Consider the following 18587-nt stretch of genomic DNA (forward strand, 5'->3'; position numbering starts at 1 on the left):
CTCATCCCCGTAGTCCCTACGGTGTCATAATCCAATTAGATTCTGATCTATGAGTGCGAATTTTTTGATATTAATAGCGGCATTAATGTCTCTATGGTGTTTGGTTTTACAGTCTGGACAAATCCATTCTCTGTCTTTTAGCTGAAGCTCTTTATTGTGGTATCCACACACACTACATAGCTTAGAAGAGGGTTCAAATTGTCCTATTCTCAGGACGGTTTTTCCAAACCATTGAGCCTTATATTCCAACTTTGTTACAAAACTACTCCACGCAGAATCACTTATAGCCTGTGCTAAGTGATGATTCTTAACCATGCCTTTAACATTTAGAGTTTCCAGAGCTACAGCTTGGTTTTCGCTAACAAGTCTAAAAGAGAGTTTGTTCTGGAAGTCATTTCTCTGATTTGTTATTTTGTCATGGAGTACAGCAAGTCTTCGTTTAGCTTTTGCCCTGTTCTTAGAGCCTTTCTGTTTCCTTGAGACTCTTTTCTGTAATACTTTGAGCCTTTTAAGAGAGTTTTTCAAGTACTTTGGATTCTCAACCTTTTCTCCTGTTGAAAGGACAGCAAAGTCTTTGATACCTACATCAATTCCTACTGTTGTTGATTCTGTGAAAGCTTCCTTTACTGGAAGTTCTTTTCCATCTTCAACAAGGATACTGATGTAGTAATGTCCTTTACATGTCCTTGATACCGTAGCCGTTTTAGGCTCTCCTTCAAACTTCCTGTGAAGAACTGCTTTAATTGGTTCTATTTTAGGAAGCTTGATAGTATTAGTTTCAAAGTTTACAGTGTAGTGTTGAGGTACAGGAAAAGACTGTATCGGATTCTTTTTTGATTTGAACTTTGGAAACCCTGTTTTCTCTCAAAAGAATCTAGTGAAAGCGGATTCAACCTGCTTAGTCATCCCCTGTAATGATTGAGAGTTAACTTCTCCTAACCACTCATTAGAAGCCTTTAGAGTAGGAATTAATTTGTTTAAGTCAAATCTGGAAATTGATTCCCCTGTCTGCTCATAAGTTTTAATTTTCTGGTCAAGTGCCCAATTATAGACAAATCTACAGCTACCTATATGCTGATTCAATTGAATAGCTTGTGTAGTTGTAGGATAGAGTCTAAATTTGAACGCTTGCATCATACAAAGGCGTAATATGCTTTAACAACATACATACTTTTTGGTAAATACGAAGTATGAAACACGGAATCATAGCAAATTTTTGTTAATGTACCATGTTATTTTTGTTTGCAAATACCGAAAAGTCATACTTGAACCAATTAGCGAAGAACTCAAACAGATTAGGATTGACATTTCAAAAGAGTCTAACTTTGAAATCCTTGAAATGGAAACTGACAAAGACCATATTCATTTCTTGATCAAGAGTGAGCCGAAAGTTAGCGTTTTGTCAATTGTCAGAAAATTGAAACAAGAATATACTAACAGGTTATGGAAAACTCAAAAAGAATATCTGAAAAAGTATTATTGGGGTGAGAATACGTTATGGAGTGATGGTTATTTTGCGTCTACTATCGGAAATGTTAGTAAAGAGGCGGCAGAATATTACATACGAAATCAGGGTTGAAGTTGACGCTTATATCCCCTGAGCTAAAGACTCAGGGGTTTTACGCTTCTTCATATAAAGATAGTACATATCTTTTAATGATATAACATGCCTTTTTACTAAAGGGTAAAACCCTCCTGTAAAAGGATAAATAAAAAAAGGACATTTTACAGGACAAACCTTAAGTACGAAAACAAATCAAAACATTACTTAGAGTGATAATGTTGACAACCAAAAGTTTTACCGCTGAAGAAGCAAAGGCAGTTGGGGAACAACTGGGACTAAAATGGGATAAATTCGATGTCGACCAGTTCCGCAGAGGTATGGACGTAGAGCTGGAACATGGGACCATAGACCCCGCAACAAACGTTACGAACGACGACCCCATAATGACAGGAAAGATTGCTCTGGCTCATCTTAACGAGTTTCCGGACTATTACGACAGGCTGGAAGAAATGGAAGAAGAAGCTGAGGAATTCTGGGAAAAAGACTGAACACCGGGCTTTAAAAAACATAATTTTTTCTATTTAATTTTCTCTATTTAATTTTCTCTATTTAATTTTCTCTATTTAATTTTCTCTATTTAATTTTCTCTATTTAATTTTCTCTATTTAATTTTCTATTTAAGTTTCTATTAAAGTTTCTATTTAAGTTTCTATTTAAGTTTATTTCATGCGTCTTCGGTTAAGAGATAATCATGATAAATTGCCCTATTTCTGCGATATATCTCGAAAACATATATTGATCTGAAGTTGGAACAAGATATCGATTTTAGTTTCGGTGTTCGAAATTTAAGATTAATTTTGCTCTAAAATCGATAGCATACAGGCAAGAAAATTCCTTAACCGAAGACGCATGAAGTTTATTTAGTTTACACTTAAAATTTTGGTGGCAGTATAGCGAAAGTTCTGTAAAATATGACTGACTCTATATCCTTTTCCTTTCACCACAAAAAAAGAGGATGCAGAGTCAATGGTTAATTTATTCCCACTCATAAAAGATTATCTTGTCGATCAGGAAGATGGAATTCGCCAGCTAATTACCTGGTATTTTTAAGCCTTGTAATGGAGGAGGAAACCTTCCTCCAGGCTGGTGCACAACGTTATGAGAGGACGGATTCACGTAAAGCAGAAATGGATACAAACCCCGAACTCTCCTGACCAAGCATGGGAAACTCAAATTATTTAAGCTTCAATTCCGGAGTTTCCCTTTGAAACCTAGATTTTTGAGAAATATACAAGAGTTGAAAAGACCATTTTAGCCGCTGTAGCCTAATCTTACCTGCAAGGAGTTTCCACCCAACGGGTGAAAAAGATCATGACTGCTATAGGCATAAGAGAAATCTCAGCCTCTTCTGTATCCAGAATTACTAAAGAACTGGATGAAAAGGTTGAAGAATTCCTCTCAAAGCGAATAGAACATGAAATCCCTTACCTGTTAATCGATAAGACTTATTTCAAGGAAAGTTTAGGTTTATTAATTCTAAAGCTAACTTTCAATTTTTGACATGATTTTGAAAATCAAAGTATTCAATTTCAAAGTATTCAATTTTTTTACCAATTTCAGTTTCAACCAGTCTTTCAGTCCAATCTTCCGTGGTTTCATTCCTGCCCCTGAAAACCAGTTGAAAGGAAAACAGGATGAATTATGTACAAAAATCACGCCTAGATTATAACTTATATTATAAAGACAATAGTTATTATTTAATTATGTTATACCAGGATTTAGACTGGTAATTCAAAGAAAAAAAAATGGCATAAAAATAAAATAAGATGACTATAACCTATTATAATATACCTAATAAATCTGAACTTAACATCAATTATAATGGAAAAATGAGTTAATGTAAATAATTTTTTAAATCTGTGATAGTAAATATATTATATAAGTTAGAATCATACAGATCGTAAATCTGTATAATATTTTCCAGATTGTTACAAAAACCATTAAAAATGGGTACTCAAGATGATAGAATTGGATACTTCCGATAAACCAAAAGTTCTCATCGTGGACGACGAAAGAGACCAGGTAGAATTACTATGTTTGCAGCTTGAAGATGAATATTTTCCAATTCCTGCATATACCGGAAAAGAAGCCATTGAACTTGTGAAAACTGAACTTCCGGATTTGATATTATTAGACTTGATGTTGCCTGTAAGTGATGGTTATGAGATATGCAGCATACTAAAAAATGATCCTGTCTACAGGTTCATACCTATAATTATAATTTCCGGACTTATTGAGAAGCCAAATAAAATAAGAGCAACTCAATGCGGAGCTGATGATTTTATTAACAAGCCAATAGATAGGTTTGAGCTTAAAACAAGGATAAAGTCTCTAATCAGGATAAAAAAGAATTATGAAGCTCTGCAGGAAAGCGAGAACAGATATAAACAACTTTTTAACAACAGCCCGGCTGTCACACTTCTCGTAGATCCGTTCAATTACCGTATTGTCGATGCAAACAATCCTGCATGCGCTTACTATGGGTATACTTATGAAGAGGTAACTGCAAAAAAAATCACTGATATTAACACATTCTCTCAGGAAAGAAATAGAGTAATTAGCCAGCAAGTTTTTTCTGAAAAGAAAGGTCACTTCTATTCCTGCCATAAACTTGCCAGTGGAGAAATAAGGCATGTAGAGATGTATGTCAATACAATAAACGTTAAAGGTAAAGAACTTTTTTTTATAAACGTCTATGATATCACTGCCAGCAAGAAGACAGAAAGGAAACTTGCAGAATCGGAAGAAAAATTCAAACGGGTTGTAGACCTCTCAATTGACGGCATATTAATAGGAACAATTAGTGGAGAAATTGTTGACTGTAATGATGCCGCCTGCAGAATTTACGGGTACGATAAAGTGGAGATCCTGGGGCGGGATATAGCTGATCTTCTTCCTGAGAACTTTACCAGAAGAATTCCGGAAATAATAACCAGTAAAGAAACCACAGGGGACAAAACAGTCGAGATAATTAACAAAAAAAAGGACGGTACGCTCTTTCCAGCTGAAATTGCAACCAGAATATTCAAACTGGGCAATGAAGAAAGGCTGATAGTGTATGTTCGGGACATTACGGAACGTAAAAAAGCTGAAAAGGCATTGAAAGCAAGTGAAGAGAACTTCCGTACCCTTGTGAACAACACTCTCGATGGTATATTGATACTTGATTTTGAAGGCAGTATCCTGGCTGCAAATGCTGCCGTTGGAAAAATGTTCGATCTGGAGCTCAAAGAGGTAACAGGTACAAACATTGCAAAATATCTTGCTCCCGAATCATTGCCGATTGCAATCGAAGACCAGATAAATGTTCTAAATGATAAGGGAGGCTACCTCAGTGTTTACAAAGCAATCTCTTCCAGAGGGGAGCCTCTCTGGATTGAAGGCCTTGGTACAAAAATAATCTACCAGAACCAGCCGGCAAATATCGTGGTTATAAGGGATATAACCGTTAGAAAAAAAGCAGAAGAGGCTCTAATAAATGCAAAAACGGCTGCTGAGGTGGCAAACCGCACAAAAAGCGAGTTTTTAACCAACATGAGTCATGAACTGAAAACTCCTTTAAACTCTATACTCGGGTTTTCAGACCTGTTAAAGGAAGGAATTGCAGGGCCCCTGAACGAAAAACAATCCAAGTATGTCCAGTTTATTTCTTCAAGTGGAAAAACCCTCCTCAATATAATCAGCGACATACTCGATTTATCAAAATCAGAATCAGGAGATGAAGATCTCAATATGAAAGAATTTTATGTCGATGAATCTATTAATAAAGTTATCTCAATGATTCTTCCACAAACTCATGAAAAGAATATTAAATTAAATTACCATTCAGAAAATGGAACATTATGGATATTTGCCGATGAGGTAAAGTTCCAGCAGATTATGGAAAACCTGTTAAGTAATGCCCTAAAATTCACACCTGCAGACGGTTCAATTGATGTAATTTCAAAGCAGGAAGGCAACCTTTTAACTATTATGATCAAAGATACAGGAATAGGAATTCCTGAGAATAGCCTTGAGAAAATTTTTAAGCCATTCATTCAGATAGATTCATCTCTAAGCCGCACTTTCGAAGGTACGGGACTGGGGTTAACCCTGGTAAAAAAGTATGTTGAAATGCATGGCGGCAATATATATGTGGAAAGTAAAATAGGAGAAGGTTCATCTTTTAGATTCGAACTGCCAGTAATTCGACAGAAGACAGGTGGACCTGTTCTAAAAGAGAGAACGAAAAAACTATTATCTGAAACTCTGTAACTGAGAAACCATCATTGGAAAAATCATTGTCTGGATTTTGCCGGATGTATTGTTTGATGGCTAACTGTGCCATTTTATTGTTTTGTATTTGTTTTCGCCCCTTTGGTCACAGGTTATGGAAACAAAAGTTTCCCATGAATATATCCCGAATATGAAGATATCCTTATATCCTTACTCCATCATAGCACAGCTCAATGGCAAGCTACAAAGTTCTGGTAAGGGATGTTATAAAAAAAGCTGATGTCCTTCTTGAGGTCATAGATGCCCGGTTTCCAAAAGAGACCCGAAACAGTGAGGTTGAAAAGGATATTATCCGTTTAAAGAAGCCTTTCATAATAGTCATTAATAAGTGCGACCTTGTATCAAAAGAAAAACTTGATAAAACCAAATCCCACCTCTCCAAAATTGCCCCTACGATTTTTATATCCAGCAAGGACAGGTCCGGGACAACCATGTTAAGGCACCAGATACTTGCCTCCGCCTGCAATATAAAAGAACGTGATATCCTCGTCGGCACCCTCGGTTATCCCAATGTAGGCAAGTCCTCCGTAATCAATGGCGTTACTGGTAGGCACAGGGCGGGCACCTCCCCCATATCCGGCCACACAAAAGGAGTGCAGCATGTGGATGCAGGTTCACATATCATGTTTATAGATACTCCGGGAGTAATCCCCTTCGATGAAAACGATGAATATGTTCAGGGCCTGCTGGGGATAAAGGATGTAACTCACTTGCGGGATCCACTCGGTGTTGCCCTTAAGATAATAGAAAAACTGCTTGCCGAAAACAAAACTTCCCTTGAGTCCTGTTATAATATCATAATCGAAGACCAGAAAGATTACTCCGTACTTGAACTAATAGGCAAACAGTGTAATTTCCTGCAAAAGAAAGGCGAGGTGGATGAAATGAGAGCAGTTGCCAGAATAATCAATGACTGGCAAACCGGGGTGCTCCGAATCTAAAAAAATAGATGACGCTCCAGATCCAGGAACAAAATTTAGCCAGAATCCGGGTTGCGGTTTTCCTGGAGAAAAAGGAAAAATTATTCAAGCTTTAAAACGAAATTAAAGTAAAAAAGGTGAGGATCAAGAAGGATGGCCAGAAGTCCGGAGCAAAAACTGGAAAAATACGATAAACTGGAAAAATATGAAGAATCAGAAAAAGAAAGGATATTGAGGAAAAAACTTATTCTGGTTACCTCAAAACTTTTGATCGTAATTTCCGTGATTCTGCTAGCCCTGCTTTCCCAGAAATAAAGCAGGATACAGCAGAAAGGTATCCTCTTCAAATATGAGGGGCTTTCAATCATAGGGCCTGTTTATTCGGGCAACTTACTTTTCTCTGACAAAACAGGATGCTCTACAGTACGCCCTGATCCTGGATGAGACCGGCCTGTAATTATCTCCTGTACAGAAAACAATACTTTTGATGCCGTACCCACCTGACAGCACAAAAGACTATTTGCAACGATTTCCAAGCGTCATTGGTTAAACGTTAGATAATTGATATTAATAATCTAAATCTGATATTAATAGTCTAGACCAAGGAATTTAAAAAGAAGGTGAAATGAAAAACAATATTGGTAGATGGAAGTAAGTTCTTAACCGATGACCAATGAAATGATTCTCAAATGCTTATTTCCAATTTTTCCCAGTCCATCTCCAGTGCATCGCCGATTTTCGCAATCACCAGATCAGCACCGGCTTCTTTTAGAAGCTCTGGATCCACCGTCTGAGCCACTCCTATAGCGAAAAGTCCTGCGTTCTTAGCAAGTTGCATATCACCCGGTCCGTCCCCAAAATAGACTGACTGCAACGCAAACTGTTTTAAAGACAAACCTTCTTTTTCAGCGAGCATTTCAATATGCTTTGGACCTTTCTTATAAATATCGAATCCTAATAAACAATCAATGTAAGGGAAAATACCAACTTCATACAGACGCTTCATCATTGGTCCAGTACCACTACCTGAAGTGATGAACACCCTGTAACCTTTGGTTTTGAATAATTTTAAAAGCGCTTCTGTTTTCGGAAACAGTGAATATGTTTCATCATAAATGGTGGTACAGAATTCGTCCATCAGTTTTGGCACTGCATCTTTTGGTAGTTTATGTTGTTCCAAAATATGAGAAAATTGTTCATCCCACGGTGTGCCTGTTGCGGCGATGGAATATGCGGCTACATTAGGTGATTCAATCCCTGTCTGTCGTTTCACTACATCGCAGAAAACTCTGGTGTAAATTGGCATAGCATCCACAAGAGTTCCATTGAAGTCTGAAACAATGTATTTTATTTTGATGTCCATAAACTGCACACCTTATGATTTTTATTTTTGTGTATCGCTTCCTGATTAATTCCATATTTTGAATAATAACTCTGTCAGACATTTCGCTCTTTTATTCTATATTATATTTCCACATAAATATGAATGGTGTTTCGTTAATCTGATTGAAGTATCCAAATGCAGGGTCTGAAAATGCAGGGTCTGATCAAGATAAAAATGTTTACCTCGGGCCAGTTACAAAAAAATGTAAAGAATATGCTGAGAATTTCTATCCTGATATCTGGTGTAATTGTTTAAGTGATAGTATCAAACTTCTTATTGCTGCGACCAGAATAAAAAAGGTCATTATTAGTAAAATAAGTAAAAACCAGGGTTAACGAAATTGGATTCCATTGGTCATCGGTTAAGGTGTAAAACATCTTTCCTGACCATAAAATTATATTAATTATTTGTAACTATTCAGCCACTGATAAAAAAGTATGTTTTTTCAGCAAAATGCTGAAATTCTCAGAATAATAGCGGCGCTCCTTTGAGCGCCGCGAGAATAGCATCTATAACATTGAAACCATTCTTTTTAATGGTTGAGATATAAGCTCTAATTCTGCAGAAAGCTTCCGCTCCTTGTATAGTTCTGAAAGTTCCTGATATTTTCTGCTGTAATTTCATCATCCTTATGTCTCTTTCTGCTTGGTTATTCTCAAACGGAACTCTCAAGTCATTGAGGAATCTCAGGATCTGTTTTTTGTTTTCTATAAACCTGTCAAGTAGGTTCCTTGCTTTTGTTTTTGGATTTTTACCACGTTTTCCTTGTTTTTCAGGGTTTAGAGAAGGTGGATTTTCTTCAATCCCTTTCATGACTACAGCATCGAACCTTTCTTCTAACACTTTAATTTGCTCAAAGTCCAGATCTTTGACCTGCTCTTTACACTCATCAGTATACTTTTTCATTTCTGTTAACAGTTCATTCATCTCTTTAGCCCATTGCTGTTTATAGTTCTCCTCAATTCCAGTAAGTTCTCTCTGGAGATGAGCATTGCAAAGAGCATGATCACATTCATAACTGTTATAGGGTTTCCATCCGTCATGAACTGCTATTCCTTTAAACTCTGGAAGAATTCCCATGGCATTAATTGCTTCTGATCCTCTTTTTGAGTGAGCAAAATAACAGTGTATTTGTCATTAGAAGCTACATGAAGCCAATGCCTTTTTCCTTCAACTTTCATCCCAGTTTCATCACAATGGATTACAGGAGAAGTTATTAACCTCTCCTGACTCACATTTTCTAACTCCTCTTAATTCCGGCAGCATTCTTTTTTCTGCTCTGATTATCGTAGCAGAACAGATTTTTATCCCCATAACGTCATCAAAAAACTCTAAAATCCTTTTGTAGGGAATAAGCTGGTAGTTTTTACAGTAAATTGCTGAAGCTAAAATATTAGGACCATACTGGACGGGATATTTCACAGATTCTGGAAAAGAAGCTTTATTTGATTTTCCACAGTGAGTACATGTCTTAATCTGACTTCGATGTTCCGTAACAATTAGATTTACAGGAGGAATATCAAAAATTTGTCTTCTCTCATAAGCTTCAACTTCAACATCCTCAAGAGTATGTCCACATTCTTTGCAGCAGGTCAAAGAATGTTCAATTACCTAATCAGGATCATTAACCATATCAAGAGTTGTGCCTGGATGACCTTCTTGACCTCCAGGTTTCTTCCCACTCTTTTTCCGGAGACTCTTGGGATTAGGTTTTTCTTTGACTAAAAAGTCAGTAGAAGGAGGTTTACTGCTGTTTCTGCTATTTTGATTTAAGCGAGATTCTAAAATCCTTACACGTTCTTCTAGTTCAGCAATTCGAATAGCTTGTTCTTCTATGATAGTTTCAAGTCTCCGGATTACAGAAATTACAGCTTCAGGACCAGCTTCATAGATAACGAGGATCTCTTCACGTGTAAGCATAATAACGAAACAAAATAGGATTCAATTTATATGCAATTTTTCCTCGAAAAGAGGAAAAATTGTAGCCTTTCAAAGGCTACCTGAATTGTTACAATTATTTGTATATTATCCTTTCTGTGATTGCACAGCCTTCCTCAACGCACTAAAAATCTGATACATTTGAAACTCATCTCCATAAAATGTACCCAAAAGTTTGGTTGATATAATTTGCTAAAAAAACGAAGTTCATAAGACTGAAATCAAGATTGAGGTCATTCCTTAACCGAAGACCAATGCAATGGTTTCAGGTCTTCAGGTTTGCAGAAGAACATGTGGACAGAAGTGGAATTGAATCAATACTGCCCCGGTCTGGAATGATTAGTTCCATTCCAACTCTCTGAAGAGGCGATTTGCGATTTTTTCAGGTAGCTCATCCCGGTTCCCCTCATCAACCGTCAAAACTTGGAACTCTTCCCGTATTTTCTGAGCCAGCTGGTGACTGCTTGACCGGTGAAGCACTGCAAGAACCGGTTTATCTGATACCAGGACTGTTTCAACCGCCGAAACGAAAGCTTCGGATTTGAGCTCCATCGGTCCGATCTCATCGATAACTATCAAGTCACAGTCAAGGGCACTCCAGAGAGCATTTGCCCCAATCTTTTCAAGGTCTTCGAGGTTGACGTGGTACTTTCCTATCCTCGGTCCACTCCCCTTGACACTGCTCAGGATGCCGTTTTTCCCGGTTGTAAGGTCCCGGATTGAAAAGCCTTCTCTTGTGCCTTCCTTTCGGATTTCGGCAGTCTGGATGCCGCCTATTTTGAAGCCGGGCTGATCTGCAAGTTTTTCGGCAGCTTTCGCCACAACTGTTGATTTCCCAATCCCTGGACTGCCGGTTACTGCAATTCTCAACATAGTCTTTTTCTCCCCCTGTATTTTTTTCATTTTCCAAAAAAAATAGACCTTACTTTATATATATCAGCCAGAAACCCATTTTACGTTGACTATAAAAACATTGCAGAATATACTGAATGCATTGAATATACACTGAATATACTGAATGCATTGAATATACACTGAATATACACTGAATATACACTTAAAACTCCTATAATTCTAATATGCTAACTTTAGTAGATCTATAAGGAGATGAGATCGTGACCACAGACCAGGAAATTCTTGCCAGACTGCAGGAGATCGAGAAGAGAATGGATAAGATGGAAGCCACACTGGAAAGTATAAACAGTATCCTTAAAAAAGTGGAACAAAATACTTATTTTGGGTGTTATGTAGAGGGAGAAAAACTGGAATAACGACATATTACGGGCTTTTTCTGAAACTTCAGAATCGGAAAGCAGGGCAGGGTTTCAGCTTGTTCTGGAAGATAATTCAGGGGATCCGATTGAGTTCATGCAGAGCATTCAGCTTACGGTTTTCCCGTAAATTTTCGATATTTTTTTATGTTTACTCCCATTTCCCTGTATTTTTCTTTCTCAAGCCGCTTCAGGCCGATTTCGGATTTTTTTGACTGGAATATGAGTTCATTGGTTAACCTGTGATAGCTGTCCAGCCGCTCCTCCGGAATAAGCCCTTCCTTTACTGCCTTCAGAACGGCACAGCCAGGCTCATCATGGTGAGTGCAGTCTTTGAACCGACAGTTGCGGGCTAAATTAATGATATCGGAAAACGCTTTTTCAAGGCCGTCAGAAGAGTCTCCGAGCTGTATTTCCCTGATCCCGGGGTTGTCTATAACAATTGCACCGTTGGGAAGCAGGAACATCTGGCGGACTGTGGTAGTGTGTCTCCCTTTCTCATCATTTTTTCGGATATCTGCAGTTTTCTGGATGACTTCATCGAAAAAAGCGTTTATAAGCGTGGATTTTCCAACACCGGAGGAACCTATAAGTGCCACTGTTTCCCCGGGATTGAGATAAGGGCTGAGTGCATCAAGCCCGTCTTTTGAAAGGGCACTTATGGGAATGACAGGGACGTCTCCTGCAATGGACTGTATTTTTTCTGTCATCAGGGCAGGGTCATCCGCAAGGTCGATTTTGTTCAGTAAAATCACCGGGCTTGCCCCGGATGAATACACAACGGTAAGATACCGTTCAAGCCTTCGCAGGTTAAGGTCTTTTCCCGCAGAAGTTACAATAAAGATGGTATCAAGATTTGCAGCAATCAACTGCTCCCCGCTCCCATCCCCCGTCGCCCCTCTTGATAGGCAGGTTCTTCTGGGGAGGATATTCACAATCATGCGCGAGCCCAGTTCCGGCTGGTCCAGTAAAACGACAAAATCCCCTACTACCGGTTGTTTGCCAATTCTCAGGAGTGCCCCGGAAATTCCTGCCTGTACGACAGCCCCCGGGATAAGAATCTCACAGACCGTTTTATGCCGGGATACGATTCTTCCGGCAATGTAGGGACCTTTGTAGGCAGAAAATGCCGATTCAAGCTCTTCATTCCAGCCGGAAATACGATTAATGCAATTATTACCTGCACCTTCCGTTTCACGATGATCATTCATGAATATAACTATCAATTTTACATGGATAAGTTTATTGATTCTTTATCTACCCAATCCGATTGCAACTGCAAACTTCTTTTATCTGTAAACGTCTCTTTTCTCTAATTATACTCACTTATATAGTCACTTCCTCTTTTGCTTCTTGAGAAAGCCGCCCTCCTTCGCCGGCTGGTGAGAATCCCGGTACTCACCAAACAATTCGATAAACCAACCCTGGATTTTCTGGAAGAATTGAAGGGTATGTTGGAGGAAATTTATGAATCTTCATTACCCTCTTCAACCAGTTTCCTGAATATTTTTTCCGATTTTGCAGTAAACTCCTTTGCTTCTTCATTCCGGTTCAGGTCTGAGAGAGTTTTTGCATACTCCACGGAGATTCCAGCCATTTCTGCCAGATAGCCGGAGTCTTCCGACTCTTCTTCATCTCTTTCTCCAAGGAGAACATAGGCCAGATCCATGGCTTCTTTCACACTGTCTTTCAGCTCTTCTTTGTCTACTCCTCCAAGGAAATCGAAGGCAAGGTCCATGGATTCTTTTGCACTGTCGTATTTCTTTGAAAGGAGGAGGGTCTTTCCACGTTCCATAACTTCGGCAGCCAGCCTCATTTTAACAGAAAGGGGCCAGATTTCATCATCAAAAATCATTACATAATATTCAAGGGCTTCCGAATACTGCTCCTCAGCAAGCTCCTCTTTTCCTACTTTCGCATAAAGGGAGCCCAGTTTATCATAGGCATTGCTTTTGGCTTTCAAATCCTTCCAGTTTGCCAGAAGATCAATAAGTTCCTCCATAACCTCAACGACACGTTCCTGAAGTTGAATCGCGGATTCATAGTCCTGCTGAATTATATAAAAATCAACAAGTTTTCCAAGAGCATGAGCCAGGCCATATATATAGGTCTCACTATCATCAAGCAGCTCAAATGCTTTTTCCCTTACATCCAGGATTTTTTCGTAATACTGCCTTTCAGTTTCGGGGTCCATATCCTCTGGTTCAAAATACTTATATAGATCCCCGATGGCAGTGAAAGCTCTGGCAATTTCCAGTTTGGGTTCATCATCTTCTGGATTTTTCTCCAGAAGAATCTCGTAGACCTTTATTTCATTCATGTAACACTTTTCTGCATTTTCGACACTTTCTGCCATTTTAAAATGTCTTGCGAGCTCACGGAAGGTATTCGAAAGGGTGGATTGAATAACCGAATCCTCATCCTCGTTTAAATCGGAAGCCCTGAAAATATCCAGGGCTTTATCATACAGGTTCTGGCCCTCATTCGGTTTACCCATGGAAAACAGGACCGCTCCCTTTTGTAGTAAGACGCGGCATAAAAGATCCTGCCTCTTTGCTTTTCCCGCAAGGTTTTCGGCCTTATCAAGTTTTTCAAGGGCTTTTTTGTACTTCTTATCTTCAATCAGAGACGAAATGTCCTTTAAATTCCTATTTAACAAATTTTCGGCTTGTCTGGACATAAATGGAATTTAGACCTCAGATTATTAGAATTAAACGCCTTTTCCGGAATTTTCCCGCAAAAAACCGGTGAACTTCGCAATCTTACAACTAAAGTGCCTGAATGTACATAGATATCTACTTCTTCATAGATCTTAGCACCCTCAAAGATCTTAATTCCTTCATCATTCCCCATCAACAAGCAGCCATTTCCAGACAGGTATAACGGTTATTTTTTTGCTCTCCAGCATGATTTCTTCTTCCGCATCTTCAGTGAGGATAAGCCCCTCGTCCAGTTCAAAGGTCTCCATGGCTGACATCAGTCCTTCAATTTCCCTTTTTCTCGTTTTTTCACTGCTTATGTTCCAGCAGACCTGTACTGCCTGAACGATCCTGTTTTTTTCATTGACCAGGAAGTCAACTTCCTTTTGCTTTTCGTTTTTCCAGTAATAGATATCCCGGTATTTTCTTCTGAGCTGCATGAACACGACATTCTCTACCAGCCTGCCGTAATCTTCTGAAAAGGCGAAAGATACTGTATTTCTTAAGCCTGTGTCTATACAATAGACCTTTCTCGGGTTAAGGATCTGTTCTTTTAAGGAATAGGAGTATTTTTTTATAAAGAACAGCATGTATGTGCCTTCAATGTATGAGGAGTAACGCTCGACTGTATCGAGACTTATTTTGAGAACATTTTTTATCCTGTTGTATGAGTTTGGAGACGATATGCTTGTTAGATAATATTTTGTGAGTTCTTCCAGTTTTGCTATGTCTCTTATCCCATACCTCATAGTTACGTCTTTTATCAGGATGTCCCGGAAATAGGTGTAGAGTAGCTCTTTTTTGTTTCTTTCGTCTTCCTCCAGCGCAACTTTCGGAAAGCCACCAGTATCTATGTATTCCTTAAGCATATTTTGTATTCTGTGACGTTCCGAGATAAGGTCAAGCTCACTCTCAATGTGTATGCCCTTGAACCCAAGATATTCTTTAAACGATAGAGGATATACTTCTGTGCCTATGTGGCGGCCTGCGAGGACGGTTGAATATTCAGAACTCAAAAGCCTTGAACTTGAACCGGTTATAAATACGTTTATCCGCCTGTTTTCATGAAGGTAACGTGCGAATTTTTCCCAGCCTTCTATTACCTGAACTTCGTCAAGAACCACGTATTGCTCTTCAGAACCTTTTTTTATTTCCGTTTCGTAGATCTCATAAATCCTGTTCAGGAGCTCGAGATCAAGGCCCCTGAAACGTGGGTCTTCAAAGTTTATTATGAGTATGTCTTCTTTTGCTGTTCCTTTTTTGATTTTGTCTTCGAGATACTGAAGGATTATAGTTGATTTACCTGTCCTTCTTGCACCGGTTATGACCATTATTTCTTTAGCTTGTGCTTTTCTTTCTATTGTGTTCAACAGTCCTTCTCTTCTTGTACCAGTGTACTGGTCCTTTTTCCAGAAGTTCCAATCGAGAAGTATTTCCAGTATCTCTTTTTTGTCCATATATCTTGATATCTTTTGTAGCTATTAAAAGTTACCAGTTATATCGGTAATTTTACCATAATACTTATCATTTATATCGGTAATTTTACTCAAATATTTATCATTTATATCGGTAACTTTACCATAATACTTATCATTTATATCGGTAATTTTACCATAATACTTATCATTTCTGTCGGTCTTCCTTCGGGCTGAAACATACAGGATAAAAACGAGTAATATGAAGGAATTGAAGTTTAAAAAATGAAAAACAAAGCGGTCCCGGAAAAAAAGTTAATGAAAAGGGATCATTCCTTGTTGTGAATGACCTCATAACTGACCTTTCCTCTGTTGATACACTCCCTGACAAGCTTTTCTCTAGGATAAAGGGCGCCGGTTTTACCTGATTTTACCTCGACAAAGACCACCTTATTCATTTCTCCTTCGGAAAGACCATCAAAGATGATGAAGTCCACAGGGGTGCCGAGGAATCTTGCATCTTTGAGGTTGTATTTGAATTCAGGGAAATAAGGGATCAGGTGTTCCGTGACCTTGCCGCAGATTACGGCTTCGCTTTTCTTTACGGCGTCCTGGCGGATTTTTTTCTCCTCGTCAAGTTTCTAGGTCCTGAAGAGAGTATCGGCTTTTTCGGAGACCTGGCGTTCCATCTCCCTGGTCTGCCAGGCTTCATACAGGTCTCTTGCACGGGATTCGACCCTACCTTTCAATTTGATGTATTTAATGAGCAGGTAAACTATAAGGAGAGCAAGAAAAAGGGTCAGGGTTGAAATCATCCAGTCGTCCGCAGTTATTTCTCCGAGAAGAGTTGGGTTTTTTGATAGAGTAAATAGAGTAAATAGAGTAAATAGAGTAAATAGAGTAAATTAAGTGAGAAATAAATCCCGAAGAATAAATTTCAAACTCTATAAATGGCTATAAATATTTAAAAGTTCCAGTAGGGTTTATCTTACATCAAGCCAATACTTTAAAAATTTTTATTTCTGAAAATAACTTAATTTTGGAAATAATAGCTGTATCTATTAAATACAATACATGAAATATAAGATAGAGGAAACTACAAAAAACTACACTACACGAAATATAAGATAGGGGATATGGTGGGAATTCAGCATAGCGGTTCCGGGGAAAAGAGCTTCGGCGAGATTATCGGATTGCAGGAGGAAATTGGGAAAATCCAGGCAGCAATTGCTGATTTTGAGATTGGAAAAAAACTGAATATAGCTATTATAGCCGGACCTCTTAGAGGAAAGACTACTCTGAGTGATGAGATTGAGAAAATGAATTTAAACAGGGCTACAAAAATCACTTTTTCTGAAATTGTAAGAGATAAAAAGGAAATTTTTCTTTCTGGTGATGCAAAAAGGGTAGTAATTTTTGATAACTGTCACTTCCTGTATATGAGAAAACCTGGTGGCTTTGATATTTTTTATGAATTTCTGGATATGATTAGCTCTCAGGATAGGATCTTTGTCACTACCTGGAACCTCTATACATGGAAATACCTGAACGAAGCCTTCGAGCTTGGGCGATACTTTCCGGTACAGATCTTCATTCCTGCTTTTAATAAGGAAGATCTCAGACTCTTTCTCCTCAAAAGATATGGAAAAAATGAGATAATATTTGCTAGCGATAAACAATCCAAAGAAGAACCTCTTTTATATAAAATAAAATATCCTTTTGAACTGGCTTTCCTGGGTAAAGAAATTTTCATCCCAGTCCCGAAAATTAATATTCTTTATCTTAAGAACCGCCTCCTTTACAAGCAAGAGATAGAAACTGCTGAGGACCGGGTATTGGAAAAGATCTATATAGAATCAAAAGGAAACCCTGGAATTGCATTGAGAATCTGGGAACTTGGGTTTGATTATCCCCGGATAGAACCCAAAAATATAGACCAATTTTCATTTAATATAGACCTTGAATATGAGGAAGCTTTTACTTTGAGCCTTATTCTTTCATATCAGAGCCTGAAAAAAACTGAAATCGCAGAAATAATAGGCTCTATAATAAGAGTGGATAAAATCCTCTTCCAGCTTTTAACGCAGGAACTTATTTTGAAAGATGAAGCTAACTCCTACCGCATAAGACCCGAAGCTCTGAACAGCGTTATTACATACATGGAAAAATTGAGGCTGGTGTGGTGAATGGTAGATGTAAATGAAAGCAGGGAGCAACTTCTGGAAACCCTGACGTCGATAGACACTCAAACCCTCATAACCATAGTTCTGATATTTTTATTTGCATACGTTCTCGCCAGGATCATTACCACCCTTTTATCAAAACTTTCTGAAAAAATGAACCGCGGTGGGAGAATCAAAGTAAAAATTATTATCCCCATCGTAAAATTTGCAATCTATGTTATAGCTTTTTATTACATTTTTGGAGAAATTTTCAAGATTTTCGGGGCTGAAATCCTCCTCCTTACGGGGATTCTGGGTGCAGCCATTGGTTTTGGGATTAAAGACCTTTTTTCAGATCTTATCGCAGGGCTGGTAATTACATTTGAAAAACCTTACCAGATAGGAGATAAAATCTCAATGGGAAATTATTATGGGGAAGTCGCTGATATAAGTCTAAGGGCAACGAAACTGGTCACACCTGATGACAATACTGTTACGGTCCCAAACAGCCTGATTTTCAATGAAGCCGTTGCAAGTGGAAATTATGGGGCTTCGGAAATGATGGTTGTAATAGACCTGTATATTGCAGGAGAGTCAAATGTAGAAACTGCAATGAGAATTTTACGCGAAGCTGTTGTGAGCTCGAAATACGTTTATATCTCAAAAAAAAGTCCTGTTGTCATGCTGTATAAAGCCTTTCCATTCTACACGAGGTTAAGAGCCAAAGCTTATGTCAATGACCTTAGAGACCAATTCAAGTTTGAATCCGATGTTCACACAAGAACCTGGATAGAATTTCAGAAGAATGGGATCAGGGCCCCACAACTTAATTTCCTGAATATTTCCTCAATAGAAGGCAATTATGAATTAGATGTCATGACTCGGAGAAATTTTGGGTCAAATGCGGAAGACCTTAAAGAATCCAAATAAAACGTAGATTCCAGGAACGATTCCGAACT

General features: G+C 38.3%; 13 protein-coding genes and 4 pseudogenes. 9 read left to right on the forward strand and 8 right to left on the reverse strand.

Annotation, left to right across the window (positions count from 1 at the left end):
• Window positions 1-24 precede the first annotated feature (24 nt).
• Window positions 25-1137, reverse strand: a pseudogene (gene tnpB, locus MSWH1_RS10020) (IS200/IS605 family element RNA-guided endonuclease TnpB).
• 37 nt (window positions 1138-1174) lie between these two features.
• Between tnpB and tnpA the strand changes: the two are divergent.
• The 6 genes and pseudogenes from tnpA (at window position 1175) to MSWH1_RS19140 (ending at window position 7074) form a co-directional block, all read left to right on the forward strand.
• Window positions 1175-1579, forward strand: a complete 405-nt coding sequence (gene tnpA, locus MSWH1_RS10025) for an IS200/IS605 family transposase (protein WP_156148142.1) — start codon at window positions 1175-1177, stop codon at window positions 1577-1579.
• A 200-nt stretch (window positions 1580-1779) separates the two neighbouring features.
• The gene (locus MSWH1_RS10030) at window positions 1780-2052 is read left to right on the forward strand and encodes a DUF5661 family protein (RefSeq protein ID WP_048128171.1); all 273 of its coding nucleotides are present in this window, start codon (window positions 1780-1782) and stop codon (window positions 2050-2052) included.
• 427 nt (window positions 2053-2479) lie between these two features.
• Window positions 2480-3034 (forward strand): annotated as a pseudogene (locus tag MSWH1_RS18260) (transposase); the annotation flags it as partial.
• Window positions 3035-3523: 489 nt separating this feature from the next.
• Complete coding sequence (locus MSWH1_RS10040) at window positions 3524-5818, forward strand: PAS domain S-box protein (protein WP_082088101.1); 2295 nt, start codon at window positions 3524-3526, stop codon at window positions 5816-5818.
• A gap of 194 nt (window positions 5819-6012) precedes the next feature.
• The gene (locus MSWH1_RS10045) at window positions 6013-6780 is read left to right on the forward strand and encodes a GTPase (RefSeq protein WP_048128173.1); all 768 of its coding nucleotides are present in this window, start codon (window positions 6013-6015) and stop codon (window positions 6778-6780) included.
• Window positions 6781-6912: 132 nt separating this feature from the next.
• On the forward strand, window positions 6913-7074 hold the full coding sequence (locus tag MSWH1_RS19140) for a hypothetical protein (RefSeq protein WP_156148143.1): 162 nt from the start codon (window positions 6913-6915) through the stop codon (window positions 7072-7074).
• Window positions 7075-7444: 370 nt separating this feature from the next.
• On the opposite strand, the gene MSWH1_RS10050 is transcribed toward MSWH1_RS19140, so the two are convergent.
• The 3 genes and pseudogenes from MSWH1_RS10050 to MSWH1_RS10070 all read right to left on the reverse strand — a co-directional run bounded on the left by MSWH1_RS10050 (window position 7445) and on the right by MSWH1_RS10070 (window position 10954).
• Complete coding sequence (locus MSWH1_RS10050; protein WP_048128175.1) at window positions 7445-8122, reverse strand: HAD family hydrolase; 678 nt, start codon at window positions 8120-8122, stop codon at window positions 7445-7447.
• 486 nt (window positions 8123-8608) lie between these two features.
• Window positions 8609-10063, reverse strand: a pseudogene (gene tnpC, locus MSWH1_RS10060) (IS66 family transposase).
• Window positions 10064-10420: 357 nt separating this feature from the next.
• A complete protein-coding gene (locus MSWH1_RS10070; RefSeq protein WP_048130394.1) occupies window positions 10421-10954 on the reverse strand; it encodes an NTPase in 534 nt (177 codons plus the stop codon).
• 242 nt (window positions 10955-11196) lie between these two features.
• On the opposite strand from MSWH1_RS10070, the gene MSWH1_RS19145 reads away from it, so the two are divergent.
• Window positions 11197-11352 (forward strand): hypothetical protein, encoded by a 156-nt coding sequence (locus tag MSWH1_RS19145; RefSeq protein ID WP_156148144.1) that lies wholly within the window; start codon window positions 11197-11199, stop codon window positions 11350-11352.
• A gap of 113 nt (window positions 11353-11465) precedes the next feature.
• Here MSWH1_RS19145 and rsgA read toward each other — a convergent pair whose 3' ends face one another.
• The 4 genes and pseudogenes from rsgA to MSWH1_RS10090 form a co-directional block, all read right to left on the reverse strand.
• Complete coding sequence (gene rsgA, locus MSWH1_RS10075; RefSeq protein ID WP_048128184.1) at window positions 11466-12563, reverse strand: ribosome small subunit-dependent GTPase A; 1098 nt, start codon at window positions 12561-12563, stop codon at window positions 11466-11468.
• Between the two features lie 254 nt (window positions 12564-12817).
• A complete protein-coding gene (locus tag MSWH1_RS10080) occupies window positions 12818-14032 on the reverse strand; it encodes a lipopolysaccharide assembly protein LapB (RefSeq protein WP_048128185.1) in 1215 nt (404 codons plus the stop codon).
• A gap of 162 nt (window positions 14033-14194) precedes the next feature.
• Complete coding sequence (locus tag MSWH1_RS10085) at window positions 14195-15508, reverse strand: ATP-binding protein (protein WP_048128186.1); 1314 nt, start codon at window positions 15506-15508, stop codon at window positions 14195-14197.
• A 287-nt stretch (window positions 15509-15795) separates the two neighbouring features.
• A pseudogene (locus MSWH1_RS10090) lies at window positions 15796-16281 on the reverse strand (Holliday junction resolvase-like protein).
• Between the two features lie 321 nt (window positions 16282-16602).
• Between MSWH1_RS10090 and MSWH1_RS10095 the strand changes: the two are divergent.
• Together MSWH1_RS10095 and MSWH1_RS10100 are read left to right on the forward strand one after the other, a co-directional pair.
• Window positions 16603-17652 (forward strand): hypothetical protein, encoded by a 1050-nt coding sequence (locus MSWH1_RS10095; RefSeq protein WP_156148145.1) that lies wholly within the window; start codon window positions 16603-16605, stop codon window positions 17650-17652.
• A complete protein-coding gene (locus MSWH1_RS10100) occupies window positions 17653-18558 on the forward strand; it encodes a mechanosensitive ion channel family protein (RefSeq protein WP_048128192.1) in 906 nt (301 codons plus the stop codon).
• Window positions 18559-18587 lie beyond the last annotated feature (29 nt).

Origin of the sequence: Methanosarcina sp. WH1, from assembly GCF_000970005.1 — an archaeon.
Lineage (GTDB): Archaea > Halobacteriota > Methanosarcinia > Methanosarcinales > Methanosarcinaceae > Methanosarcina.

Bases quoted from the DNA above. Each gene is read 5' to 3' on its own strand.
- MSWH1_RS10040 (WP_082088101.1), top strand. From the start codon at position 3,524: ATGATAGAATTGGATACTTCCGATAAACCAAAAGTTCTCATCGTGGAC.
- MSWH1_RS10095 (WP_156148145.1), top strand. From the start codon at position 16,603: ATGGTGGGAATTCAGCATAGCGGTTCCGGGGAAAAGAGCTTCGGCGAG.
- MSWH1_RS10070 (WP_048130394.1), bottom strand. From the start codon at position 10,954: ATGTTGAGAATTGCAGTAACCGGCAGTCCAGGGATTGGGAAATCAACA.
- MSWH1_RS10030 (WP_048128171.1), top strand. From the start codon at position 1,780: ATGTTGACAACCAAAAGTTTTACCGCTGAAGAAGCAAAGGCAGTTGGG.
- MSWH1_RS10085 (WP_048128186.1), bottom strand. From the start codon at position 15,508: ATGGACAAAAAAGAGATACTGGAAATACTTCTCGATTGGAACTTCTGG.
- MSWH1_RS10080 (WP_048128185.1), bottom strand. From the start codon at position 14,032: ATGTCCAGACAAGCCGAAAATTTGTTAAATAGGAATTTAAAGGACATT.
- MSWH1_RS10100 (WP_048128192.1), top strand. From the start codon at position 17,653: ATGGTAGATGTAAATGAAAGCAGGGAGCAACTTCTGGAAACCCTGACG.
- rsgA (WP_048128184.1), bottom strand. From the start codon at position 12,563: ATGAATGATCATCGTGAAACGGAAGGTGCAGGTAATAATTGCATTAAT.
- MSWH1_RS10050 (WP_048128175.1), bottom strand. From the start codon at position 8,122: ATGGACATCAAAATAAAATACATTGTTTCAGACTTCAATGGAACTCTT.
- MSWH1_RS10045 (WP_048128173.1), top strand. From the start codon at position 6,013: ATGGCAAGCTACAAAGTTCTGGTAAGGGATGTTATAAAAAAAGCTGAT.
- MSWH1_RS19140 (WP_156148143.1), top strand. From the start codon at position 6,913: ATGGCCAGAAGTCCGGAGCAAAAACTGGAAAAATACGATAAACTGGAA.